General features: G+C 68.9%; 25 protein-coding genes and 4 pseudogenes. 10 read left to right on the top strand and 19 right to left on the bottom strand.

Translation table 11 applies throughout. The features are described 5' to 3' along the window. Window positions 1–95: 95 nt before the first annotated feature. The 3 genes from ABZT12_RS38145 to ABZT12_RS38135 all read right to left on the bottom strand — a co-directional run bounded on the left by ABZT12_RS38145 (window position 96) and on the right by ABZT12_RS38135 (window position 1,408). Window positions 96–308, bottom strand: coding sequence for a hypothetical protein (locus tag ABZT12_RS38145; protein WP_356394106.1), 213 nt, complete (start codon window positions 306–308; stop codon window positions 96–98). A 204-nt stretch (window positions 309–512) separates the two neighbouring features. After that, window positions 513–1,040 carry a GNAT family protein gene (locus ABZT12_RS38140; RefSeq protein ID WP_356394103.1) on the bottom strand — a complete coding sequence of 176 codons (528 nt, stop codon included), beginning with the start codon at window positions 1,038–1,040 and terminating at the stop codon, window positions 513–515. A gap of 65 nt (window positions 1,041–1,105) precedes the next feature. Next, the gene (locus ABZT12_RS38135; RefSeq protein WP_356394100.1) at window positions 1,106–1,408 is read right to left on the bottom strand and encodes a hypothetical protein; all 303 of its coding nucleotides are present in this window, start codon (window positions 1,406–1,408) and stop codon (window positions 1,106–1,108) included. Window positions 1,409–1,459: 51 nt separating this feature from the next. Between ABZT12_RS38135 and ABZT12_RS38130 the strand changes: the two genes are divergently transcribed. Then, window positions 1,460–2,299: a YcaO-like family protein gene (locus ABZT12_RS38130; RefSeq protein WP_356394097.1), complete on the top strand. Its 840-nt coding sequence runs from the start codon at window positions 1,460–1,462 to the stop codon at window positions 2,297–2,299. Next, complete coding sequence (locus ABZT12_RS38125; RefSeq protein WP_356394094.1) at window positions 2,290–2,994, top strand: TfuA-like protein; 705 nt, start codon at window positions 2,290–2,292, stop codon at window positions 2,992–2,994. The genes ABZT12_RS38130 and ABZT12_RS38125 overlap by 10 nt, the downstream gene beginning before the upstream one ends. Before the next feature lie 540 nt (window positions 2,995–3,534). Here the strand turns inward: ABZT12_RS38125 and ABZT12_RS38120 are convergent. The 10 genes from ABZT12_RS38120 to ABZT12_RS38075 all read right to left on the bottom strand — a co-directional run bounded on the left by ABZT12_RS38120 (window position 3,535) and on the right by ABZT12_RS38075 (window position 12,075). Continuing rightward, window positions 3,535–3,837, bottom strand: coding sequence for a LysR family transcriptional regulator (locus tag ABZT12_RS38120; protein WP_356394091.1), 303 nt, complete (start codon window positions 3,835–3,837; stop codon window positions 3,535–3,537). Window positions 3,838–3,895: 58 nt separating this feature from the next. After that, on the bottom strand, window positions 3,896–4,219 hold the full coding sequence (locus ABZT12_RS38115; protein WP_356394088.1) for a hypothetical protein: 324 nt from the start codon (window positions 4,217–4,219) through the stop codon (window positions 3,896–3,898). A 41-nt stretch (window positions 4,220–4,260) separates the two neighbouring features. Beyond that, window positions 4,261–6,144, bottom strand: coding sequence for a TniQ family protein (locus ABZT12_RS38110; RefSeq protein WP_356394086.1), 1,884 nt, complete (start codon window positions 6,142–6,144; stop codon window positions 4,261–4,263). Then, window positions 6,141–7,283 (bottom strand): ATP-binding protein, encoded by a 1,143-nt coding sequence (locus ABZT12_RS38105; protein ID WP_356394083.1) that lies wholly within the window; start codon window positions 7,281–7,283, stop codon window positions 6,141–6,143. Before ABZT12_RS38105 ends, ABZT12_RS38110 begins: the two co-directional genes overlap by 4 nt. Next, window positions 7,280–8,059 carry a Mu transposase C-terminal domain-containing protein gene (locus ABZT12_RS38100; protein ID WP_356394080.1) on the bottom strand — a complete coding sequence of 260 codons (780 nt, stop codon included), beginning with the start codon at window positions 8,057–8,059 and terminating at the stop codon, window positions 7,280–7,282. Before ABZT12_RS38100 ends, ABZT12_RS38105 begins: the two co-directional genes overlap by 4 nt. Beyond that, complete coding sequence (locus tag ABZT12_RS38095; RefSeq protein WP_356394077.1) at window positions 8,038–8,961, bottom strand: helix-turn-helix domain-containing protein; 924 nt, start codon at window positions 8,959–8,961, stop codon at window positions 8,038–8,040. The genes ABZT12_RS38100 and ABZT12_RS38095 overlap by 22 nt, the downstream gene beginning before the upstream one ends. Beyond that, on the bottom strand, window positions 8,958–9,194 hold the full coding sequence (locus ABZT12_RS38090; RefSeq protein ID WP_356394074.1) for a hypothetical protein: 237 nt from the start codon (window positions 9,192–9,194) through the stop codon (window positions 8,958–8,960). The genes ABZT12_RS38095 and ABZT12_RS38090 overlap by 4 nt, the downstream gene beginning before the upstream one ends. Next, a complete protein-coding gene (locus tag ABZT12_RS38085; RefSeq protein ID WP_356394072.1) occupies window positions 9,191–9,877 on the bottom strand; it encodes a TnsA-like heteromeric transposase endonuclease subunit in 687 nt (228 codons plus the stop codon). The genes ABZT12_RS38090 and ABZT12_RS38085 overlap by 4 nt, the downstream gene beginning before the upstream one ends. Window positions 9,878–10,273: 396 nt before the next feature. Beyond that, complete coding sequence (locus ABZT12_RS38080) at window positions 10,274–10,645, bottom strand: STAS domain-containing protein (RefSeq protein ID WP_356394069.1); 372 nt, start codon at window positions 10,643–10,645, stop codon at window positions 10,274–10,276. Beyond that, window positions 10,642–12,075 (bottom strand): GAF domain-containing SpoIIE family protein phosphatase, encoded by a 1,434-nt coding sequence (locus tag ABZT12_RS38075; RefSeq protein WP_356394066.1) that lies wholly within the window; start codon window positions 12,073–12,075, stop codon window positions 10,642–10,644. The genes ABZT12_RS38080 and ABZT12_RS38075 overlap by 4 nt, the downstream gene beginning before the upstream one ends. Before the next feature lie 273 nt (window positions 12,076–12,348). On the opposite strand from ABZT12_RS38075, the pseudogene ABZT12_RS38070 reads away from it, so the two are divergent. The 5 genes and pseudogenes from ABZT12_RS38070 to ABZT12_RS38050 all read left to right on the top strand — a co-directional run. Then, window positions 12,349–12,441 (top strand): annotated as a pseudogene (locus tag ABZT12_RS38070) (IS5/IS1182 family transposase); the annotation flags it as partial. A 131-nt stretch (window positions 12,442–12,572) separates the two neighbouring features. Further along, a complete protein-coding gene (locus ABZT12_RS38065; protein ID WP_356394063.1) occupies window positions 12,573–12,698 on the top strand; it encodes a transposase in 126 nt (41 codons plus the stop codon). After that, complete coding sequence (locus ABZT12_RS38060; RefSeq protein ID WP_356394061.1) at window positions 12,695–12,859, top strand: hypothetical protein; 165 nt, start codon at window positions 12,695–12,697, stop codon at window positions 12,857–12,859. Before ABZT12_RS38065 ends, ABZT12_RS38060 begins: the two co-directional genes overlap by 4 nt. A 5-nt stretch (window positions 12,860–12,864) precedes the next feature. Next, entirely contained in the window at window positions 12,865–13,494 is a 630-nt protein-coding gene (locus tag ABZT12_RS38055; RefSeq protein ID WP_356394058.1) for an IS3 family transposase, read from the top strand. 197 nt (window positions 13,495–13,691) lie between these two features. Beyond that, window positions 13,692–14,807: a lipase gene (locus ABZT12_RS38050; protein WP_356394055.1), complete on the top strand. Its 1,116-nt coding sequence runs from the start codon at window positions 13,692–13,694 to the stop codon at window positions 14,805–14,807. Between the two features lie 129 nt (window positions 14,808–14,936). Here the strand turns inward: ABZT12_RS38050 and ABZT12_RS38045 are convergent, their stop codons facing one another. The 4 genes and pseudogenes from ABZT12_RS38045 to ABZT12_RS38030 form a co-directional block, all read right to left on the bottom strand. Then, the gene (locus ABZT12_RS38045) at window positions 14,937–15,608 is read right to left on the bottom strand and encodes a response regulator transcription factor (protein WP_356394052.1); all 672 of its coding nucleotides are present in this window, start codon (window positions 15,606–15,608) and stop codon (window positions 14,937–14,939) included. Then, window positions 15,605–16,696: a sensor histidine kinase gene (locus ABZT12_RS38040; RefSeq protein ID WP_356394049.1), complete on the bottom strand. Its 1,092-nt coding sequence runs from the start codon at window positions 16,694–16,696 to the stop codon at window positions 15,605–15,607. Before ABZT12_RS38040 ends, ABZT12_RS38045 begins: the two co-directional genes overlap by 4 nt. Before the next feature lie 657 nt (window positions 16,697–17,353). Beyond that, a pseudogene (locus ABZT12_RS38035) lies at window positions 17,354–17,524 on the bottom strand (AraC family transcriptional regulator); the annotation flags it as partial. A gap of 1 nt (window position 17,525) precedes the next feature. Beyond that, window positions 17,526–18,059: pseudogene (locus ABZT12_RS38030) on the bottom strand (ATP-binding cassette domain-containing protein); the annotation flags it as partial. Between the two features lie 56 nt (window positions 18,060–18,115). On the opposite strand from ABZT12_RS38030, the gene ABZT12_RS38025 reads away from it, so the two are divergent. The 3 genes from ABZT12_RS38025 (at window position 18,116) to ABZT12_RS38015 (ending at window position 20,439) form a co-directional block, all read left to right on the top strand. Further along, window positions 18,116–18,808 (top strand): IS3 family transposase, encoded by a 693-nt coding sequence (locus ABZT12_RS38025; protein ID WP_356394045.1) that lies wholly within the window; start codon window positions 18,116–18,118, stop codon window positions 18,806–18,808. A gap of 262 nt (window positions 18,809–19,070) precedes the next feature. Beyond that, a complete protein-coding gene (locus tag ABZT12_RS38020; RefSeq protein WP_356394042.1) occupies window positions 19,071–19,640 on the top strand; it encodes a carboxymuconolactone decarboxylase family protein in 570 nt (189 codons plus the stop codon). Continuing rightward, window positions 19,630–20,439 carry a helix-turn-helix transcriptional regulator gene (locus ABZT12_RS38015; RefSeq protein WP_356394039.1) on the top strand — a complete coding sequence of 270 codons (810 nt, stop codon included), beginning with the start codon at window positions 19,630–19,632 and terminating at the stop codon, window positions 20,437–20,439. Before ABZT12_RS38020 ends, ABZT12_RS38015 begins: the two co-directional genes overlap by 11 nt. A 194-nt stretch (window positions 20,440–20,633) precedes the next feature. On the opposite strand, the gene ABZT12_RS38010 is transcribed toward ABZT12_RS38015, so the two are convergent. Both ABZT12_RS38010 and ABZT12_RS38005 read right to left on the bottom strand, forming a co-directional pair. Next, window positions 20,634–20,867, bottom strand: a complete 234-nt coding sequence (locus tag ABZT12_RS38010) for an integrase core domain-containing protein (RefSeq protein ID WP_356394036.1) — start codon at window positions 20,865–20,867, stop codon at window positions 20,634–20,636. Window positions 20,868–20,920: 53 nt separating this feature from the next. Further along, window positions 20,921–20,977 (bottom strand): annotated as a pseudogene (locus ABZT12_RS38005) (hypothetical protein); the annotation flags it as partial. Window positions 20,978–21,150 lie beyond the last annotated feature (173 nt).

Genomic DNA, 21,150 nt, shown 5'->3' with positions numbered 1-21,150 from the left:
CGGACCCACCCTCCCCGCACACTCGAAGCCCTGAAGCGCCTAACCGAGCACCACGACAGCGAGATCAACTCCGGCAGTAGTTAAATTACGGGTCCTCACCAGCGCGCCTCCCCGGCAAAACACCGGTCCGCCTTGCGCACGATGTCGCGTTCCTCCTCCAGCTCGCGGATCCACTTCCGCACGGCCGCGAGCTCGGCCTCCGCCGAACCCACCGCCGGCACCGACGAAGCCGCAAGTGGCGCCGCGTGTGAACCCGTCCGTCGGCCGTCATCTGCCCGGATCCATTTCCGCAGCATCTCGGTGTTCACCCCGAGGTCAGCGACAACTCGCACCGCCAGCCCGTGCCGACGGCGCAGACGGCTACGTGACCTGCTGCGACGGCCCGTCTAACGGCGCCTCGCCGATCAGCAGGGTGGTCCGACGAACTCCCACTCTGCGTTCTCCAGGCGCAGTCGATCGCGCGGGAGGACCAACCGAACTGGATCCCCACGGCAAAAGCCGCTTGCAGTGTGCTAGTCGTCGAGGATCCGCTCCCAGAGCAGCCCGTCCCGCCATTGCCCGTCGAGAAAGATCGAGGAGTGCGCGACGCCGTACGGGCTGAACCCATTGCGACGCAGCACTCGCTGCGACGGCAGATTCTCCATGTTGGTAGATGCCTCTGCGCGGTGCAGGCCGAGCTCATCGGTCATCACGCGGAGCGCATGCGCGACGGCGCGCCCGGCGTGGCCTTGGTTCTGGGCGACAGTGGCGATCCAGTATCCCAGGGAGCCGCGGCGCAAGTGCGGCTGCGGCAGGATGCTTGCGATGGTGACTTGCCCGATCACCTGGTTGTCGGCGAGTACCACACCGGGCCAGACCGTGCCGGCCTGGTGCGCGACCAGCAGTTTGTCGATCCGCTCCGCCTGGCCCTCGGGGGTGAAGAACTCGGGTGGCGGAGTTGGTTCCCACGGTCGAAAGGCTTCAGCGTCCCGCGTCCGATGCGCCGCGATCGGGGCGGCGTCGGTGGGCTCGATCAGGCGGATCCTTGTGCTGCCGTGCATGCGCTGTTCCTCGTCGCGGTTGTCCGATACGGCGGCCAGACTACGCAACGGTGTTGGGGCGGGGGCTATGCGCGGCGCAGGATAGAGTCGATTGCTGAGCTGCTGTTCTCGCCGAACAAGTCCAGGTACCGGGTGTCGAGTTGGTAGCGGTGTGGGCTCCTTGGGAGGAACTCCCGCAGGGTGGCTCGCTTGGCCAGACTGTCCTCGACCACGAGGTAGTCGCCGGTGTGCAGTCGGGTGTCGAAGAAGTCGAGGACTGTTCCCACATGTGCGTGCGCGTCCTCGATCACCAGCCAGGGCCTGGGGAGTTGGGTGCAGTCGGCGAGCACGTCGTCGAGGTTGCTGACGTCGCCGGTGCGGAAGCTCATGCGGTCGTCGGTGAGTCCTACCCGTGTGCGGTCGACCGAGACGATCACAGGGTGTATGCCGTGCGCCTGGGCTACGTCGGCGAGCCAGAGTGCGCTTCAGTAGAGATCGCGGTGCCTGCGGTCGCCGTCTTCACGCCTTTCCCGCACGAGGGCGGACTGATGTCGTCCAACACCATAGGCCTGGCCGCTGGCAACGACCCCGTCGACGCCACGGTGCAGGCCCTGTACGAGGTCATCGAGCACGACAGCACGGCCTTCGGCGAGAAACTCGGCCTCGGCCACCGCGTGCCCATCGACACCCTCCCCGACGCGCACCGGGAGGTCGTCGAGCGTTTCGAGCGAGCATCGATCAGGGTCACCATCCATGCCTATACCGGCGGGCTGCCCGTCCCCACCTTTTTCGTCACCACCGACGACACCCACTCTCGCGACGGCATGCTCTTCAACGGAGGAGCAGGCTGCCACCTCAACCCAGAAATCGCCCTGATGCGGGCGCTCACCGAGGCCGCACAGTCCCGTCTCGTCGTGCTCGCCGGCGCCCGCGAAGATCTGGAGGGGCAGGCGTATCGGCGCCACGCCTCCTACGACGAACTACGCGACTACCTCCACACCTGGAGCGAGGGCCGGCCCTGGTTGCCGTTCCACGCGATCCCCGACCGCAGTTCCGGCGACAACGAGATCGACCTGGCGTTCCTGCTCGACATGCTCGGGGAGCATGGCCTGCATCTCGTTCTGCGCACCAGCCTGGCCCCAGTGGGGCTTCCGTTCTCCATCGTCAAAGTTGTGGTGCCGGGCAGTGAGTTCACCCACGTCGACCACCTGCGGGTCGGGGTGCGCCTTTTGAACGCCCGCACGGCGGATCGACCGGATTGGACGGCGGCGTGGCAGTGAAACTGACGGTCTATGCGGGCAGTTCGCTGGCCCCTGGGGACATCAAGGCACTGAGCGAGCTCGCCGACACTCTCGCGGTCGACCTGGTCATGCGGCCACCGATCATCCGCGGCGACCTCCTGCAGACGCCGACCGAGGGGAAGTGGAACAACCGCACCCTCATCCTGGACGGCCAGTTCGGCCAGAACCTCTCGGTCTCCGTCACCGAGATCCGCGAATACCTCGGGCGCGGCCTGTATCTCGCCGGCGCCTCGTCCATGGGCGCGCTGCGCGCCGTGGAGTGCCGCACGCTCGGCATGATCCAGCACGGCTGGGTCTGCGCGCAGTACCTCGGCGGACACGTTGACTCCGACGCCGAGGTAGCCCTGCTGATGGACCCGATCACCAGCGAGGCAGTCACCGTGCCGCTCATCAACGTGCGGTGGCTGCTGCGCACCCTGAGCGAATCAGGCGTCCTAGATGCCACTACCGCCGCGACCGCTCTGGAGGTCGCCCAACGCGTGAGCTACCGCTCCCGCATCCCCGAGGCGCTCACGAACGCCTTCCGCCGCGCCCTGCCCACCGACGCTTCGGATCTGCTGGCACGGCACTTGGAACCCGATGTAATCCCCGACTGGGACCGCAAGCGCCTCGATGGCATCGAAGCCGTGGAAGCCGAATTGCGCGCCCTCGCCCGCTTCCCCTCGCGCGCCTGACTCCTGCAACCACGCCATTCGGGACGGTCCTGATCTCCCTTGGAACGGATGATCTTGGCCGTAGCGGCCATCATCCGCGCCTTGGAGGCAAGTCCGATTGCAAACCCTGCTGGGGTTGCTGATCGTCCGCCGTGCAGCGTGGCACCGCTCCCGCACTTGGTGCGCGCTCCCTCGCGAACTGTCGTCGGGGCCGACTGCGGCTTTCACCTTTGCTGCAAGTTCTTCTCGCTCAGGATTGCCGGTGCGCCTGGTGGAGCCGGAAGAGCATGTCCCGGCTGATCGGCCCTCGTTGGCCCCGGCCGTGGTGAACATGAGGAACATCATCAGCCACGCCGGTGACGCAGGACGTGGACGCAAGGTCGGCCAGCGACAACTTCCCGCGATGCGCGAGCCGGTGCAGCGCGATCAACCGATCGTGCAAGCGCGAACACGAGCGCAGAGCCGGGCTGTCACCAACTGCGGCACCCGGCCCTGGGCTCACGGTGGATCGTGCCAGGGTAGTTCGGCAGCGTCTGCGATGCGCAGGATTCGCTGTGCTTCTCAGAGGAAGTCGCGCCCGCAGGGCGTGGGTGCGAGGGGGCGGGTGTCCCGGTCGATGATGCGGAAGCCGGCCCTATGCTCAATCGCGCGGATGCGCTGGGCGAGGGTGGTGTACCTGCCGCCGTAGAAGCTGTCGGCGGCCGCGGGAATGCTGTCATGGCCGACGACCTCGACGATGGTGTGCAGCCGGTCCACCGCTTCGCGGCCGTCGGTGACAGCTTGCATCGCCGGTGAGAGCAACGGGGGGAGGTCGAGGTGGCCGAGGCCGTTGTAGCCGCCCGGAGGGTGATGGTGATGCCGCACCGGCGGGCTTTCTACGACAGGCCCCAGGTGCTCATGCCGCATTCGTGTGCCAGTTCCCTTAAAGGGCGCCGCTTTTCGACGTGCTCTCGGTGCAGCCAGGTGCATAGAAGTCGGGCGGTTCGGTTTCCGGGCGCAGGGTACGGAGCGGGATACCGTCGAGGGCCAGGAGAGCGCGGACCGTGGTGGCCGCGCACTTGGCCATGCCGGCGATCTCCACTGTGGTTTTCCGTTCGGTGACGTACAGCTCGCGCAGCCGGCGCGGCGCGAGTAACGCGGCGCGGGTGGCGGGGTCCGGTGCGCGGATCTTGCCCAGGAGTTGGTCCGGCGGGCCGGTGACGGTGTCGTCGATCTCGAAGTAAAGGCGGAGGTGCTCTGCGGTCATCCCAGTGGCCTCGGTGACCGGGGCGATCGTGTCGCTCCTGCTCAGGGCGGCACGGAGCCCGGCGGCATCGACCCGCTCGGGTGCGATGCCTGGCCAGTCGACGTCACGGACCCAGTGGGCGGGGGCTCCCAGGTCACCGGTTCGTCGATGCCGTGGGCCGCCAGGTTCTGTTCCGCCTGCTCGTAGAGGAAGGCGCGCAGCGGCAGGGGGGCGCGGTATCGGAATTCGGTGCAGCTCCAGGCGAAGCGGGTAGCGGCTCCCCGTGGCGCGGGCGGGCTGTGCCCGGTCAACAGCAGGAGCAGGTACCAGCGCATGACCTGCTGGCGGTGCTCGCCGCCGGCCAGCCAGCCGTGCTGGAGGATCAGACGCCGGTAGGCGTCGGGGTTCAGCTCGACGGTGGTCTCGGTGAACGTGGCGCGGCGGCGGGCGTAGTCGATGGGTGAGCCGTGTTCATCGAGTGCGCGGGCGAGTTGGGCGAGTGTGGAGGCCAGTGGGGTGAGGTCCCTGCCTCCGTATACGCGTTGCTCGACGCTTTCGCGGTCGCGGTTGGCGCGGACGTTTCCCAGCAGCGGTGCGGCGCGTACGTACGGCAGTTCGGCTGGCTCGCCCGGGACGAGGAGAAGGCCGGAGCAGCCGTGACGGAACGCGTCGACACGGACGGCGCGGCCTTGCGATCGGAGACGGTCCGCAGGCAGCAGGCGCAGGGCCCATCCGGGCCAGAGCATCGCGGGGATCATGGTGGCCCGCCGGTGGATGTCCGCTTTGCTGCGGTCGGGCCGTCGGGGGGTGGGCGTGGCGCTGGCGTAGCGGAGCCGATTGTGCAGGAGGGTGTGCGGATCCTGGTGGGATATGACGCGGGCGAACAGGTCCGGGCCGCTGTCGCGCCAACGCAGGGCCACTTGCCCGAGGTTGAGGTCGCGGGCGGCCGACGGGTGGTCCGACCGCACGATCCATTCGAAGAGCCGCTGGTGCTCGGGGTGTCCGCCGCGGAGCGCCACGTGGGCCAGAGCCGTACCCGCGGCGACGTGAGGGGTCTGCAGGCTGGCAGCATCCTCATGGCGGCGGCTGCCGCTGTTGCCGGACAGGCGGTGGGCCGCCTGACCGCTGCCGTCCGGGAAGGGGAAGGGGAACATTCCGCCGCATTCCTCAAGAACGGTGTGGACGAGGTCGGGCGCCTGGTCCCGGTTGGTCTGCAGTCCGCGCAGCACCCGCCAGGCCAGGGCGTAGAGCTGTCTGAGTTCGACCAGGGCCTGCGGCCGCTCGTCCGGCGCGACCGCCAGCAGTCCGGCCACGCGTTGCTGTGCGCGCAGCACCAAACCGTCGGGGGGAAGGGGGATCGCCGGAGCATGGAGCAGGTCGGTGGCACAGGGGCGTTGACGCCCCTTGGCTGCGGGGTCGGGTCGGTCGCGTGTGCAGGCGCCGACGTCGCGCGGCCCCTTGAAGTCGATCTTCCACGGGTGGGGCGGGCGGCCGCAGGTGGGGCAGAAGTCGGCCAGGAGCAGCTGGTGTTCGGTGCAGGCGAAGGCCCACGGCAGTCGCCACAGCAGCACCCCGCGGCCGTCATTCACGCGCAGGCAGGCGGGACAGTAGCGGGTGCGGCTGCTGCGGAAGGCCCAGGCCGGTGGCCGCTCGAGCTGGCGGCGGCCCGGCGCGATGTTGACGGCGAACGCGTCGTAGGAGTCGAGCGTCATGGCCTGCAGCACCTCGGCGGGAACGCCGGTGCTCTTGTGCAACGCCTGGGCCTCTGGCTCGGTGAGCCGCAGCAGCATGTGGTCGACGCGGGCGGCGGGCAGCCCGATGTGGTGCAGGAAGCCCCGGTTGGTCGTGCGTAGCCTGCGCGCGTAGCTGCTGATCCAGCTGTCCAGGGCCTCACCGGGTAGCGGCGGGTGGGCGATCGGGATCCTGTCCGGGGTCCAGGTGCTCATGCCGACTTCCGGGGCTGCTCGCCGTTGTCCGGGCGGGTGGTCAGCAGTCCGGCCTCGATCGCTGACTGGAGTTCTTGCCGGGCGTCTTCGGCGGCGGCGTCGTTCCTGACCTGGTCCATCAGGTTCTTGTCCAGGCGCTCGTGCCCGGAGCGGATGGCGCGCAGGCAGCCCCGGTTGATCAACGTCATCAGTGAGGCGAAGTGGCCCGTGGAACGGGAGTAGAGATAGTCGGCCAGGTCCCTCGCGAGCATGCCGGGGTATTTGTCCGCCAGCACCAGCTGCTTCTCGATCGTCTTCAGCAGCGTGCGCCACTGGCGGCGGCCGGTGTTGTCCTCGACCTGGAACGGCAGCAGCGTCAGAGGCGTGGTGCGGCGTCCGAACTGCGCCAGCAGCGCCTGCTGCGGGGACAGGCCCTCGCGCAGCAGGCCGCGCTGCTGTACCCCGACGCCAATGTAGATGAGGGTGACGGGGAAGACGTTGGCCAGGTATTTCAGCTGGTTGGCCATCCGGACCGCGTTGCTGTTCGAGCCGGACATGAAGTGCACGTCGTCGATGATGATCGCGATGGTGTTCATGCTGAGTACCGCGTCCACGGCCCGTTCGGCGAGCATGTCCGCGTTGCCGGACGTCGGCAGCCCGTAGAAGCGGCAGATGGAGGCGTTCAGTCCGCGGACGGAGGTGTTCCCTGTGAGAGCGATGTAGATGACCGGAACGCGGCGGTCCCCGGCCGCTGTGGTCTCGCCGCGCAGCGCGACCTGCTTGCGGTACAGAGCGCGGCCGTAGGCGCGCACCGCCGTGCTCTTGCCGAGCCCGGGATAGGCGTCCACGAGGGCAGCGGGCTTGGTCTTGTCGCCGTCCTGGCGGTTGGCTTCCACGATCTCGGCAAGGTCCGCGTGCAGTGCCAGCAGCTGCGGCGTGTCGATCGGGCCGATGTTGGCGTGCCACACCTCGCGCCGGTCGTTGTGCTCCAGCAGGGCCCGCGACGACAGCTCGCCGAGCTGGGCCCGGGTCAGCTGATCGGGCTGGATACGGTCCGGGGCGAAGACCTCCACCAGCCAGCCGGACAGCCGGGTCGGGCTGTACTGCCGGTCATCGCCCTCGAACGGCTCGCCGTCGGTATCCTCCCCCGGCGCGGTCAACGGGTCTCCCACACGTCGACGTAATAGTCGTCCTCGTCCGGCACGACCTCGATCTCCTCCCCGGGAAAGGCAGCGTCGATCTCGTCACTCTCATCGTCATCCCCGCCGGGCGGCACGGCACCGTCGTCGACGACGTGCAAGGACGGACCCGCTTCCGCGGGAGGGGCTCCCGGCCCGCCGGCTTCCGCCAGCCGCCGCAGGGACGGAAGCGCGGCGGCCACCTCCCCGTCATCGGCGGGCGCGTCGTCTTCGCCGACCAGACGCAGCCGCTGCTGGGACAGCCGCAGCGCCATACGGCGTTCAGTGTTGTCGCGCGCCAGCCCCGCGCCCCAGCGTTTCAGTAGCTCGATCAGCGCCCGCTGGGTGTCGGGGAACCGATGGGTGCGCTTGGCGAGCTTGCGTGCGTATTCCAACGCCTCGCGGCTGACCGGCCCGTTCACCGCCGGGGCGTGCTCCCAGTCGAGCGCATGCCACTTTCGGTTCTGCGGATCCTGGAAGTACACCGTGGTGATGTCGCCGGGATCGACGGCGATCGGCCACTTCCCGGCATCCACCCCGCGATACGGACTGGGCTGGTTGCGGTAGTCGTTGAGGGCGTCGCCGTTGTAGCGCAGGCCCCCGACCTCCGCCCCGTAGTGCTGGATGGTGGTGCGGACCTCTTCGAGGAACTCTAAGGCCAGGTGGGGACGGGCGGGAATCCTGAGCGGCCCGGCGCGGGTGACGCCGTGCTCGAACATCTGAAGCGGGCTCAGCTTCAGACCGGGCACCTCCGCCACACACAGCCCACGGTGGTGGCGCCGGTGATACACCAGCGTGATCCACTCGCGGATGATCGTCTCAAGCTCGTCGATGAAGAAGTACGCCTCGTCCTCGACGTTCTCGCCACGGCTGTGGACGTCCCGCAGTACGGCAGCGGACCGGCCTCGGACCCCTCGCGCGGCCGCACCGCCTCGAACAGCACCCCGGCGACATCCACCGACTTCGTGGACACCGGGGTCAGCCGCAGGCCGACGATGCAGCGGCTGTACAGATCCATGGCGACGGTGAGTTCACAGCGCACCCAGCGGCACGTGACCGGCTCCATCGCGAACACATCCAGCGGGGTGGTATCCAGCACCACGTACTCGCCCGGCCGGGTCGCCCGCAGCCGGCCATACGTGCCCTGGGGTGCGTTGGCGATCGACCGCTTGCCCTTCGTGCTGCCCTCGAACGCGTTCGTCCCCTTGGACAGTTGCTTCAGCAGTTCGTAGCCGGTCGTGCGGCCCGGCAGCGGGACCGTGCCCTTCCCGTACTCCTTCACCAGGCGTTCCGCGATCTCGGCCAGGATCAGGTTCCGTACCGGCCGACTCGCCTTGACGCGCTTGTCCAGCACCGTCCGGGCCATCTCCACCCAGCGCGCATCGGCCCGCTCCACGACACTGCGCGCCGGACGGTCGCGTACCAGCCCGGCCGGACCGGCCGTACGAAACGCGGCAATCCAGCGGCGAACGGTGCTCTCCCCGACCCCGAGCTCCGCGGCCTTGGCGGCATAGCGATGCAGCATCGCAGTCCCCGGCGCGTAATCCTCCCGCGGCTCCCCCTCCAAAGCGAGGACGGCATCACCAAGACGGTATCCGGTCAGCACCTCTTGAACATGCCGGACTTTCTGCGTCAGGTCGTCGTCCTCGTCGTCGGTCAAGCCACCCAAACCGCCGCAGGCGGTGCTGCTTCCTCGGCCGGCGCCGGCACGAGGATCTCCGTGGTGGGGTGGGCAAGCAGCGCCGAGATATCCACCTGCCGCAGCTTCGGCGCCCCGACCACCCCGGTCTGCCGCAACAGGATCCGGCGCCCCTCGATCTCCGCCACCGTGAACTGCTCGCCGTCGTAGGCGATCGGCAGCCCCGGCCGCAGCGACGTCGTCCACTCGTTCATCCACACCTCCGCAACACGGACTCGCCCGACAGCGGCCTGGTCAGGTCGGTAGTCAGCCGCCCAGCCCACAACAGGGCCATCAGCGGCGGCCGCGCCACCTCCCTCGGCCCGTCGCCCGCCAGGCGGCGCTCCGCGACGGCCAACTCCTCGCCGTCCACGACCTCACGCCAGGCCCGCTCGATCTCCTCGGCGGGCACGATGCCGGGATGCCGGTAGCCCGCTAGGAACCGCACGTTCTCCAGCAGCACCAGATCCCCGCCAGTCCAGACCTCGTACTCCCAGCCGTGCCGTTCGACCAGCCGCCTCGGCCAGGCCAGCGCCTCGGCGATCGTCGGATCCCGCACGCGCTCCGCAGGCTTCACATTGACCACGCGCACCGTCCCCGACCGCATGACCAGTAAGAGGTCCGGCACATGGCTGCGCACACGACCGTCGACGCGTGCCACCACGCGGCACGGCTGCGCGAAGATGCCCACCACAGCCGGGTCGAAGTCCGCCAGGAGCAGCCGGGCCAGCTCCAACCGGCTCTCGTACACGACCTGCCCGCCGGTCGTCGCCGACGCGTAATCCCCGGAGTGGTGCAGCATGCCGTGGACAGAACGCACCCGACGCCACGGCTGCGACTCACCGAAGTCCGCCGCCCGAAGCCGCACGAACGGGATATCGCACGTCGATCCGTCCACGTACCGGACCGACACCATCGGAACCCGGCCCCGACTTCGCCCCTTGCCCGAACTCCGTACTGCCATGCCCCGGACCGTACGAAGGGAGCCGCCCAGTCCGAGTCGAAAGATCGCAGAAGGCCGACAACTGACCGCTACTGAACGTAATCAGTGCTCATGATCACACGAAACTGCTCGGACCCTGCTCATGGTCATGCGGAAATGCTCACGCGCTCGCGGATCCTAGAGGTGACTGTAGGGAGCGCGACTTCATGAGCATTCAGTCCTGCGGAAACACTGGAATCCGCGTCTCATGAGCAGCGCTCGTTCGCGGTGGTCATGAGTAAAATCGCCCGCCAGATTCCGGGCGGCGGTCACTGCCGGTAGTGGGCTCTGGTGCGGGGGCACCGCAGGGGGTTATGCGGTGGCCGTGTCTGGGCTGCGGGTGTGTGCGACGAGGGCGTGGGCGGCGGTGGGGTGGGCGGGTAGCAGGGTGTTCAGGCCGGTGAGGTGCAGCATCCGCTGAAGGCGGTCGGGGACGGCGGCGAGGACCAGGGTGCCGTCGGCGGTCTTGGCGCAGCGGAGGATGCCGATCAGGGCGTTGAAGCCTGAAGAGTCGCAGAAGGTGACAGCCGAGAGGTCCAGGATCAGGTGGCGGTGGCCTTGTTCGATCAGGGCCAGTGCCTGGGCGCGCAGGAGGGGGGCGGTGGTCAGGTCGAGTTCGCCGGCGATGTGGGCCAGGGCGAGGTCGCCTTCGGTGTGCTGTGGGGTGAGGCGGAAGTCGGTCACGGTCGGCTCTCCGGCGTCTCGCCGGCGGGGGCGATGGTGTGGGCGGTGGCGATCGCGGGGAGGCCGTCTGTGGCGTCGGCGAGGGGGACGGACATGGCCAGCAGGGCGACGTCGTCACCGGCCCCGTGGGGCGTGGTGTCGATGAGGTCGACGGTGTCCCCTATGACCGCGGCCGCGGTGACGGGCCCGGTGCGTGCGGAGAAGAAGCGGGTCAGACCGTCTTCTCCGATCATTTCTCCGCCCAGGGTGCGGGCCTCGGTCAGCCCGTCGGTGTAGAGGAGCAATCCTTCACCCGGGGCGAGGTGGAAGGTGTGGGAGGCGAAGCGCGCCTCGGCGAAAGCGCCGATGAGCATGCCGCCCTGGGGGCGCACCGTTTCCACCGCCCCCTGTCCGCGCAGGTGGTAGGCCGGAGGGTGGCCGCCGGTGGCCACCGTGAGGGTGAACCCGCCCTTTTCGTGGGGTTCCAGGGTGCCGAAGACGGCGGTGCAGAATCGGGTTCCGACGGCCGGATCGAGGAGCAGCGCCGTGTTCAGGGAGGTGAGGACCACGTCGGGATCGGGGTCGATCAGGGCTGCGGCACGCAGGGTGTAGCGGGTCAGAGAGGTGACGGCGGCGGCTTCGGGGCCCTTGCCGCACACGTCGCCAAGAAAGAACGCCCACCTCTTGCCGTCGAGCGGGAAGACGTCGTAGAAGTCACCGCCCACGTCCTGCGGGGAGGCGGTGGCGTAGTGGCAGGCCAGTTCCAGCCCAGGGATCACCGGCAGTGCCGGCGGCAGCAGGGTGCGCTGGAGGGTGGAGGCGAACGCCTGGATGGCGACCATGTCACGCTCCGCGCGCTCGCGGGCCTCCTCCTGCTCGATACGCCGCTCCTGCTCGGCGCGCAGGGCGTTCAAGGCCGCCAGGCGCATCTCCAGCTCGTCGAGCACGATCGAGGCCAGATCCGCGAGGGTAGTCGTGTCGTCCTCGGTGATCAGGCGCGGCTTGGTGTCGAGGATGTTGACGGTCCCCAACCGGTGCCCGTCGCCGGTGATGATCGGCGCGGCGGCGTAGAAACGGACAGCCATCGGCCCGGTGACCAGACCGTTGTTGACGGCGACGGGGTCGGTGAGAGTGTCGGGGATCACCAGGGTCTCGTCGGCGAGGATCGCCGAGCCGCACAGGCCCGGCTCCCGGCTGATCTCGCTGACGCCATCCAGACCGTGCGCGGCCTTGAACCAGATCCGGTCCTCGTCCACGATCGTCACGCTCGCCACCGGCACCTTGAACAGCCGGGCCGCCATCGCCGCGACGCGGTCGAACGCGCCGTCAGGCGGCGTGTCGAGGATGTCGTAGCGGCGCACGGCGTCCATCCGGGCCGTTTCTTCCACCGCACTGAGCGTCTGCCGCCCCGGCTTGCCCGCCGGGCTGGTCGCGTATTCCGCTTGCGGCATCGTCTACCTCTCCTTGACGCGCCGGCCTCGGTGGCCAACGACTGCGGCAGCCTAGACCAGCCCTCTGCCATCAAGAAACCAACCTTTTCTGAGGACCGGCCGATCATCGCCGAAAGAGGCACCAGAGCCTTCAACCGGCACCTACTGAGCCTTTTCAGTGTGGCCACCGGTCGGGTGACGGGGCTGCTGGCGGGCGCGGGGCCGAAACGCACGGGGCCCCCGTGCCGTTGAGGGAGATGTTCGAAGTCTCAACCCATCGGCATAGGAGCCTCGTTGGTTCCCTATCCTGCCGCACTCGATCTGCCTCACGCCCTGGTCGAGTGGGTCACGATGCTCATCGTCACCCGCGAAGGTGGCCGCCGTTGCTAGCTCCCGCCACACCAGCGTGCGCTCGTCGCACTCGTGTACCTGAGGTTCCCCCTGCCGACCGGACAGCTTGATACTGGGACGGATGGTCCCGGAGGAAGCAGTCACAGGTAGTGAGCAGCAAGAGCAACATGAGTAAGCGGTACACGGCCGAGTTCAAGCGGGACGCGGTCGCCTTGGCGTTGTCCTCGGAGAAGACGGTCACGGAGGTCGCGAGGGATCTGGGCGTGAGCCCGGAAGGCTGCGCGGGTGGGTGAAGCAGGCGAAGGCCGACCGCGGTGAGGGGCCCGCCGGGGCTTTGACCACTGGCGAGCGTGAGGAGTTGGTCTGGCTGCGGCGGAAGGTTCGCGAGCAGGAGGCCACGATCGAGGTTCTGGGGAAAGCGACCGCCTTCTTCGCTCAGGACAAGGTGAGGTAGACACCGTGGCACGGTGTCGTTTCATCGATGCGGAGAAGGCATCGGAGGGTAATCCCGCAGGTCGCAGCGTTGCGTTCCTGTGCCGTGTGCTGGGAGTGCCCCGTTCCACCTACTACGCGCACAGGGCGTCACGGCCGGCCCGGACGGTGCGGGAGCGGGCCGAGGAGGTGCTGGTGGGCGAGATCCGGGTGCTTCACGCCGGATCTCGCGGTGCCTATGGGGCCCCGCGGATCCACGCCGCCCTGCGGCGGGCCGGGCGGGTGGTGAACTCCAAGAAGATCGAGCGGCTGATGCGCAAGCACCGGATCGTCGGGATCACCCGCCGCCGGCGGCGGGGCCTGACCCGGCAGGCGAAGCGGGCGGTGTTCGCGCTCGACCTGATCGGCCGGGACTTCACCGCGCCCCGGCCCGGGATGCGGCTCGTCGGCGACATGACTGAACTCAGCACGCTGGAAGGGAAGTTGTATCCGGCGACCTGTATCGATCTCGCGACGCGGGAGGTGGTCGGCTGGGCGATGGCTGACCATCACCGCGCCGAGTTGCCGGTCGGTGCCTTGCGGATGGCGGCCGGGCGTGGCGGCCTGGAGCAGGGGTGCGTCATGCATACGGATCGCGGCAGCGAGCTTCCGTTCTAGTGGTCGTCGCAACACCCAAGTTCAGGGGATGCGATCCGGGTGGTTCGGGCTGCTCTCGGGATCACAGGGCCGTGGCCGACGGGGAAGTAGCATCCTCTGGGAGGAGGAGGGCCGGTTCGGCGTAGCGTTCTGGGCTGACGCGCGGCTCATCCAGCGGCGTGATGCCGGGCGCCGGGCGGGGCGGCAGCGTAGAGAGCATGAAGATTCTCCTGATCGGCGTCGCCGCCTTCCTGACGGCTGCCGCTGCCACTGCCACTGCCCCTAGCACGCCCACCATGCGATTCGAGCCGCCATCCCCCACCGGCCCGCACCGGATCGGCACGGTCGCGCTGCACCTGGTCGACTCCTCCAGGACCGACCCGTGGGTGGCCGGACACAAACGCGAACTGATGATCAGCATCTGGTATCCCGCGCGGCAGACCGCTGGATACCCGCTCGCGCCGTGGATGCAGAAGGCTGCGGCCGACCGCTATCTGAGCGACCTCGGCATACCGGGCAAGGTGGTACTGGGGCTGACGGACGGGCATCAGGGCGCCCCGGCCGACCAGCGGCTCGGGCGGCTGCCTGTCGTGCTGTACTCCCCTGGTGCCAACGCCTCGCGCTCCTACGGCACCGGGGTGGTGGAGGAGCTGGCCAGCCACGGCTATGCGGTGGTGACGATGGACCACACCTACGACGCGGCTGTGGTCGAATTCCCCGGCGGCCGCGTCGTCACCAACCCAAAGGGCGAGATCACCGACTTCGTCAAGGCGGCCGAGGTGCGCGCCGACGACACCCGGTTCGTGCTCGACCAGCTGAGCGGACGCAAGCTTCCTGCAGGACTGACGGGCATGCTGGACATGAACCGGGTCGGCATGTTCGGCCACTCCCTCGGCGGGGCCTCCACCTCCTGGGCCATGTACACCGACAAGCGCATCAAGGCCGGGCTCGGCCTCGACGGCGCGGTGCTCGGACCGGTGGCAAAGGCAGGGCTGGAGCGGCCTTACCTGGTCGTCGACACCCCGGGCAAGGGCGGGATGGCCACCAACCCGACGTTGCAGATGTTCTGGAAGAACCTGCGCGGGTGGCGACTCAATCTGACCGTCAACGGGGCAGCGCACAACTCCTTCGGCGACGACGTGCGGCTCCTGCGTAAGGTCGGATTGTCCGAGGAGGAACTGACCGAATCCGTCGGGACGATCCCGGAGAAACGGGCGCTGGCCTTCCAGCGGGTCTATCCGCTGGCCTTCTTCGATCGGTTCCTTCGTGGCGAGAAGTCCCCGCTGCTGGACGAGGCGACGCCGCGCTTCCCCGAGGTGACCTACACCAAGTAGGTCAGTCAGGGGGTTGAGGAAACGTGCGGACAGCCCGTACCGAAGCAGAACACCCTGGACCTGCGGCCTGCCCGCCCGACGGGCGGCACGATTTCGACCTCCTTACGGCCATCGCGGCGGCCCGTTTGCCTATTTGCTCCTCTCGGCGGCGGTGACCATGCCTGACTCGTAGGCGACGATGACGAGCTGGACGCGATCGTGCACGTCCAGCTTCGCCAGCAGCCGCCGCACATGGGTCTTGACGGTGGAGATGCTGAGCTCCAGGCGGGCGGCGATCTCGGGGTTGGTCAGGCCCCGCGCGATGAGCGTCAGCACCTCGCGCTCCCGCCCCGTCACCGCCGCCAGCTCACGCACGATCCGGGACTCGACCGCCGCCGCACGGGCGAACTCGGCGATGAGCCTGCGGGTGACCGTGGGGGCCAGGAGCGCCTCGCCCGAGGCGACGACACGGATCGCGGCCAGCAGGTCGGCCGGTGGGATGTCCTTGAGCAGGAAACCGCTCGCGCCGGCGCGCAGCGCCTCGTACACGTACTCGTCCAGGTCGAAAGTGGTCAGGATGACGACGCGGACCTGCGACAGCGCCGGGTCGGCGCGGATGATGCGGGTAGCCGCCAGCCCGTCCATGCCCGGCATGCGTACGTCCATGAGCACGACGTCGGGCTGGGTGCGCGCGGCCAGCTCAACGACCTGGGTACCGGAGCCCGCCTCACCGACGGCCACCATGTCGGCCGCCGTTCCTACCAGCATGGTGAGGGTGACCCGCATCAGTGGCTGGTCGTCGGCGACCCCCACCCTGATCATGGCGTGTCCTTGCGCGCGTAGGGCAGGCGCGCCACCACGCGGAAGCCGCCCTCGGGGCGGGGGCCCGCGGTCAGCTGCCCGCCGTAGGCCAGGCAGCGTTCGCGCATGCCGAGCAGCCCGTACCCGCCGCCGTCGCGAGGCGCCGCGCGGCCGCAGTCGGCCACCTCGACCTCCACCACCCCTGTCTCGGGTACAGCGACCCGCACCCGGCATCCGGTTCCCGCGTGTTTGGCCACGTTAGTCAGCGCCTCCTGAACGATCCGGTACACCGCGAGGCCCACCCCATCGGGCAGGTCACCGGTGTCGACACGCAGGTCCACGTCAATGCCCGCGTTCGCAGCCAACGCCTGCAAGTCGCGCAGCCGCGGCGCCGGAGTCAGGTCACCGGTCTCCGAGCGCAGCATGCCGAGCATCGCGCGCATTTCCAGCATCGACTCCCTGCCGGTCGTCTCGATGAGCCGCAGCGCCTCGCGCGCCTCATGCGGCCGGGCCTCGGCGACGATCCCAGCGACCCCCGCCGTCATAGTAATCAGGCTCATGCTGTGGGCGACGACGTCGTGCAGGTCCCTAGCGATGCGCAGCCGCTCCTCGACCACGGCCCGCTCCGCCGTACGGGCCGCGTGCAGATGCTGCTCGCGGACAGCCAACCCCGCGGTCCAAGACAGGCCCATCAGGGTCAGACCGAACCCGGCGCTGCCCAGCGCCTGCGTCCAGAACGGCCAGACGGCGGCCAGCAGCGCGGCGACCACGCAGGCCAGGGCGGCGGCGAGACCGGTGACAGCCCGCCTGCGCGGATGCTGCGCACCAACCGAGTAGAGCACGACGGCGACGGGAAGATAGGCGGACTCCACGCCCAGGAGCAGCGAGGTGACCGCCGCGGCCAGCGAGACCGCCAAAGATGACAGAGGCCAGCCGCGCCGGGTCGCGACGGGCAGCGCGGCCAGCGCGGCGACGGCTTGTGGCAGGTCGTCACTCAGCTGGGCCGCGGACGCGAAGGCGACGGCAAGCAGGAGCCCGACCATCACGTCCACAACCACCCAGTGGCCGTGGCGGAGCCTGCGCACCAGCAGCAGGTTCTCGTTACTCATGAACCCCAACGCTACCGGCCGCGACCAGGCAGACACTCTCGAAACAGACCAACAAAACGGCGGCATCCAACAGTTGACTACATCACCTGCGAGTACCCGGACACGATCACCAGCACCGGCGGGTGCCCGGTCTCCCCGAAGCCCAGCGGATGGCCGCCAGCAGGAACCACAGATCGCACCGGGTCTGCTCGCAGGGCTGATACGCCGTCCGAGAGACCGAATCCACCGGAAGTTGCACCGGGTACAGTTCCCGCACCCGCGGTTGAACGAGGACCAGCAAGGCCCTGACCAGGGCTGTCACCCGGGCAGGGTTGGTGCAGGGGCCGGTTGCGGGCGGCCTTGTAGCCGGTGATCACGGCCGGGTCGGCGTCGGGCCGACGCCGCATCTGCCCGTACGAGGGCTCCGTGGAGAGGGTGGGCTGTTCACCGCAGAGCGACCGACGCAGTTCTCTTCCGGGTGCAGACGGGGATCCTGCAAGCCGGTCCGGGCCGGCACCGCTGGGCGGATCGACTGGAGCAAGGTGGGTGCCGACTCGGCACTCGCCCTGCGGACGATCTCGAACACCGACACCCCACCAGTGCTCCCACCGGGCGTTCACGCGGACCGCGACGGGGGTCATCGCCTCCGACGGGCACGGGGCCTCTGCCTCGTGCCCGTCACGCGTGGGTCCTCGTTGCGCGGGCCGCGAAGGCGGCCGGGGCGAGGCCGGTGCGGCCGCGGAAGAAGCGGCCGAAGTTCGCCGGGGCGGTGAAGCCGAGGTGGACGGCCACCGTCGGGGCGTCCCACCGGGCGGCTCCCAGCAGGCGCAGGGCCTCCAACAGGCGCCGCTATCTCCGGTCGGGAGGCCAGAGCACGGGCGCAGGCCACCCGCTGCTGCTGCCCGCCCGAGAGCTGGGAGGGTCGGTGGCCGAGGCGGTCGGCCAGTCCGACGGTCGCCACCACCCGGTCCAGCCACGCCTGGTCGGGCTTCCGTCCGGCGATGGCCAGGGGAAGAGTGATGTTCTCCAGCGCGGTGAGTGTCGCCAGCAGGTTGAACGACTGGAAGACGAAACCGATCCGGTCCCGGCGCATCGTGGTGAGCCGCTTGTCGTCCAGGCCACCCTTTTCTGGGTCGCCGATCCGGGCAGAGCCCGAGGTGACCCGTTCCAGGCCGGCCATGCAGTGCATCAGTGTGGATTTCCCGGAGCCGGACGGTCCCATGATGGCGGTGAACTGCCCCCGCAGGAAGGCGACAGCGAGGTTGTCCAGGGCAGTGACATGCATCCCGCCCTCGCCGTATATCTTGCTGAGGCCGACAGCGGACGCTGCTGCTGTGAGGGAATCATCGGTCACCGGGCTTCTCCAGTCGTCAGGGGCTCTCAAGGTGACGGGCGGGCGATGCCCGGCACATCTGCCTGGAGGCATACGCCGCAGGGCCGATGCCCCGCCCTCCCCGCGCGCCTACGCTCAAGCCACGTGTCCTGATCCGAGTCCCCCGCTGCAGGCACGGCTACGGCCGGGACACCGGTTCGCGCTGGAACTCGCGGGTGCCACCGCGTACGGCCTGGCGGCCTGGGTTCTGCCGGCCCACGGCACCGGACTCCGGCTCGGGGCGGCAGCCGCCGCAGCCGTACTGCTCACTTCGGCATGGGCAGTGGGCCGGCACTGTCCACTCGCCGCCTTCAGTGGACGAGGGCTGGCTCTACCCGGCCACCGTCATCGACATCGCCTCCCGCCGCGTGGTCGGCTGGGCAACGGCTGATCACCTGCGGACCGATCTCGTCGCCGATGCTCTGACGAACGCCTGCCGGCAACATCGACCCATCAATCCGGTGATCTCCCACTCGGACCGAGGCTGTCAATACACCAGTCAGCAACTGGCTTCACTGGCAGACCAGTTGGGGGTACGGCTGTCGGTCGGCCGCACCGGACAATGCTGGGACAATGCACTCGCCGAGTCGTTCTTCCCCAGCATCAAACGCGAGGTGCTCCACACCACCGCCTGGCCCAGCCGGGCCACAGCCCACACCGCGATCTTCGATTTCATCGAGGGCTGGTACAACGTGCACCGTCTGCACAGCAGCCTCGGCCACCGCAGTCCCGCCGAATACGAGACTGCACTCGCAGCCTGACCACCACACCAATGGTGTCCGTCAAAGCGGAACAAGCTCACCGGTCGCGAGTCGTGTGCTGGACCGGGACGACGTGACCGAGGAGCGTGAGATCCGGCCAAGGGTCGTCGAGGTGCTGGGTGAGCCCGCTCGACGCGGAGCACTATGCGGGCTGAGCTGCCGGTCCCGTCGAACTGCTGCGGTGACCACGCGCGAGCGGTATCACGCGCATTTACCTCCGAGAGAATTGGTTCGACGTCGTGGCTGTCGCAGACTCCGAGTCATGACCAGTTATCAGATCCATACCGCCGACACCGCGTCCGAAGCCGCGAAGGAGCCGCTGACGGTCTTGCAGGGGGCATTCGGGTTCGTTCCGGCCGGGGCCGGGCTCATGGCGAACTCGCCGGCGTTGTTGAACACCTTCTTCTCCGCGTTCGGGCACTTCCGGGGTGGCGGAACGTTCGGCCCGGACGAACGGCAGGTCCTGCTGCTGTCCAACGCGGTCGCCAACGGCAGCGAATGGGCGGTCGCGTTCCACACGCTGGAGGCGCTCGCGGACGGGGTCGAACCGGCCGTGGTCGAGGCCCTGCGCCGCGGCGATCTTCCCTCCGACTCGCGGATGGCGGCGCTGTCGGCGCTCACCCGCGCGTTCATCGAAAAGCGGGGCGGGCTCGATGAGGCGGACGTGGCCGCGTTCACGGCGGCCGGCTTCACAAAGGAGCAACTGTTCGAAGTGATCACCGGGGTGGCGATCTCCGCGATGACGAACTACACCGCGAACGTCGCCCGGCCACCGCTGGAGGCGGCGGTGCAGCCGCACGCGTGGACTGCGGGATACTCGAATGGTGTCTGAGGTCGGTCCACTGTTGAAACACTGGAGGAGCGTCCGGCGGTTGAGCCAGCTGGCTCTGGCCGCCGAGGCTGCGGTGTCGATCCGCCATCTGTGTTTCCTCGAGACCGGCCGCGCGAACCCCAGCCGGGCCATGGTCCTGAAGCTCGCCGACGTGCTCGACGTACCCCTGCGCGAACGCAACACCCTGCTGCTCAAGGCTGGGTTCGCGCCCGAATACCCGGAGTCCGAATTGGACGCGCCGTCGCTCGCCGCCGTCCGCGACGCGCTCGACACCATCCTGACGCAGCAGGAGCCCTTCCCAGCCCTGGTGATGGACCGGAGCTGGGACATCCGGCACACGAACGCCGCCGCTCGCCGCTTCTTCGCTTTCCTCCAGGACGGGCAGGCGAAGACAGCTCCTGGACCGGCGAACGTGCTGCGCCGGATGTTCCACCCCGACGGCGTCCGCCGGCACGTGACGAACTGGCCGGACGTTGCGGAGGCGCTGGTCCAGCGCGCGCACCGGGAGGCGATCGGGGGTGTCACCGACGAGCGCGCCCAGCGGATCCTCGACGAGGTGCTGGACTACCCAGGGGTGCCGGCCTCGCTGCGGTCGCTCGACGTGGCCACGCCGGTGCTGCCGATCGTGCCGATCCAGTACGTGCACGGTGGCCGGCGGTTCGACTTCTTCTCCACCGTGACGACGCTCGGGACACCGCAGGACGTGACGCTGCAGGAGTTGCGCATTGAGTGCTTCTTCCCGATGAACGATGAAACTCGATCGCACGCGCGTCAACTCACCGAAGCAACGCAGCTCTGACTCAGAGGCGCGGTCGATGCGCTCGACCACCTGTGCACCGACACTGGCGAGGGCTTGGAGCGCAGGGCCACCGGGGAGGCGGCCTCGTCGGGCGCGAAGACGACCTCGGCCGCCACCGCTGCGGGCAGCTGTTCCGAGCCGGCCAACAGGGCTTTGAGCTTGTTCCGCTTTGACGGACACCATTGGTGTGGTGGTCAGGCTGCGAGTGCAGTCTCGTATTCGGCGGGACTGCGGTAGCCGAGGCTGCTGTGCAGACGGTGCACGTTGTACCAGCCCTCGATGAAATCGAAGATCGCGGTGTGGGCGGTGGCCCGGCTGGGCCAGGCGGTGGTGTCGAGCACCTCGCGTTTGATGGTGGCGAAGAACGACTCGGCGAGTGCATTGTCCCAGCATTGTCCGGTGCGGCCGGCCGATAGCTGGACTCCCAACTGGTCTGCCAGGCGTTCGTCAGGGCATCGGCGACCAGATCGGTCCGCAAATGATCAGCCGTTGCCCAGCCGACCACGCGGCGGGAGGCGATGTCGATGACGGTGGCCAGGTAGAGCCAGCCCTCGTCCGTGGCGATGTCAGTGATGTCGCCGCACCAGCGGGTATTGAGCCCGCCCGGGTCGGGCTGGAAGTCGCGGACGATGAGATCGGGCCGCAGAACAGCCCGCGGATCGGGGACCGTCGTCAGGTGCCGCCGTCTGCGATGCCTGCCCTGCAGGCCGG

The organism is Streptomyces sp. NPDC005423, assembly GCF_040606415.1.
Taxonomy (GTDB): Bacteria; Actinomycetota; Actinomycetes; order Streptomycetales; family Streptomycetaceae; genus Streptomyces.
The sequence above is the reverse complement of the archived record's forward strand: the minus strand, read 5'-3'. Positions and strand labels throughout refer to the sequence as shown.

Bases quoted from the DNA above. Each gene is read 5' to 3' on its own strand.
- ABZT12_RS38115 (WP_356394088.1), bottom strand. From the start codon at position 4,219: ATGACCGCAGAGCACCTCCGCCTTTACTTCGAGATCGACGACACCGTC.
- ABZT12_RS38025 (WP_356394045.1), top strand. From the start codon at position 18,116: ATGCCCCGCCCTCCCCGCGCGCCTACGCTCAAGCCACGTGTCCTGATC.
- ABZT12_RS38065 (WP_356394063.1), top strand. From the start codon at position 12,573: ATGAGTAAGCGGTACACGGCCGAGTTCAAGCGGGACGCGGTCGCCTTG.
- ABZT12_RS38135 (WP_356394100.1), bottom strand. From the start codon at position 1,408: ATGAGCTTCCGCACCGGCGACGTCAGCAACCTCGACGACGTGCTCGCC.
- ABZT12_RS38015 (WP_356394039.1), top strand. From the start codon at position 19,630: ATGGTGTCTGAGGTCGGTCCACTGTTGAAACACTGGAGGAGCGTCCGG.
- ABZT12_RS38140 (WP_356394103.1), bottom strand. From the start codon at position 1,040: ATGCACGGCAGCACAAGGATCCGCCTGATCGAGCCCACCGACGCCGCC.
- ABZT12_RS38090 (WP_356394074.1), bottom strand. From the start codon at position 9,194: ATGAACGAGTGGACGACGTCGCTGCGGCCGGGGCTGCCGATCGCCTAC.
- ABZT12_RS38020 (WP_356394042.1), top strand. From the start codon at position 19,071: ATGACCAGTTATCAGATCCATACCGCCGACACCGCGTCCGAAGCCGCG.
- ABZT12_RS38110 (WP_356394086.1), bottom strand. From the start codon at position 6,144: ATGAGCACCTGGACCCCGGACAGGATCCCGATCGCCCACCCGCCGCTA.
- ABZT12_RS38040 (WP_356394049.1), bottom strand. From the start codon at position 16,696: ATGAGTAACGAGAACCTGCTGCTGGTGCGCAGGCTCCGCCACGGCCAC.
- ABZT12_RS38045 (WP_356394052.1), bottom strand. From the start codon at position 15,608: ATGATCAGGGTGGGGGTCGCCGACGACCAGCCACTGATGCGGGTCACC.
- ABZT12_RS38050 (WP_356394055.1), top strand. From the start codon at position 13,692: ATGAAGATTCTCCTGATCGGCGTCGCCGCCTTCCTGACGGCTGCCGCT.
- ABZT12_RS38075 (WP_356394066.1), bottom strand. From the start codon at position 12,075: ATGCCGCAAGCGGAATACGCGACCAGCCCGGCGGGCAAGCCGGGGCGG.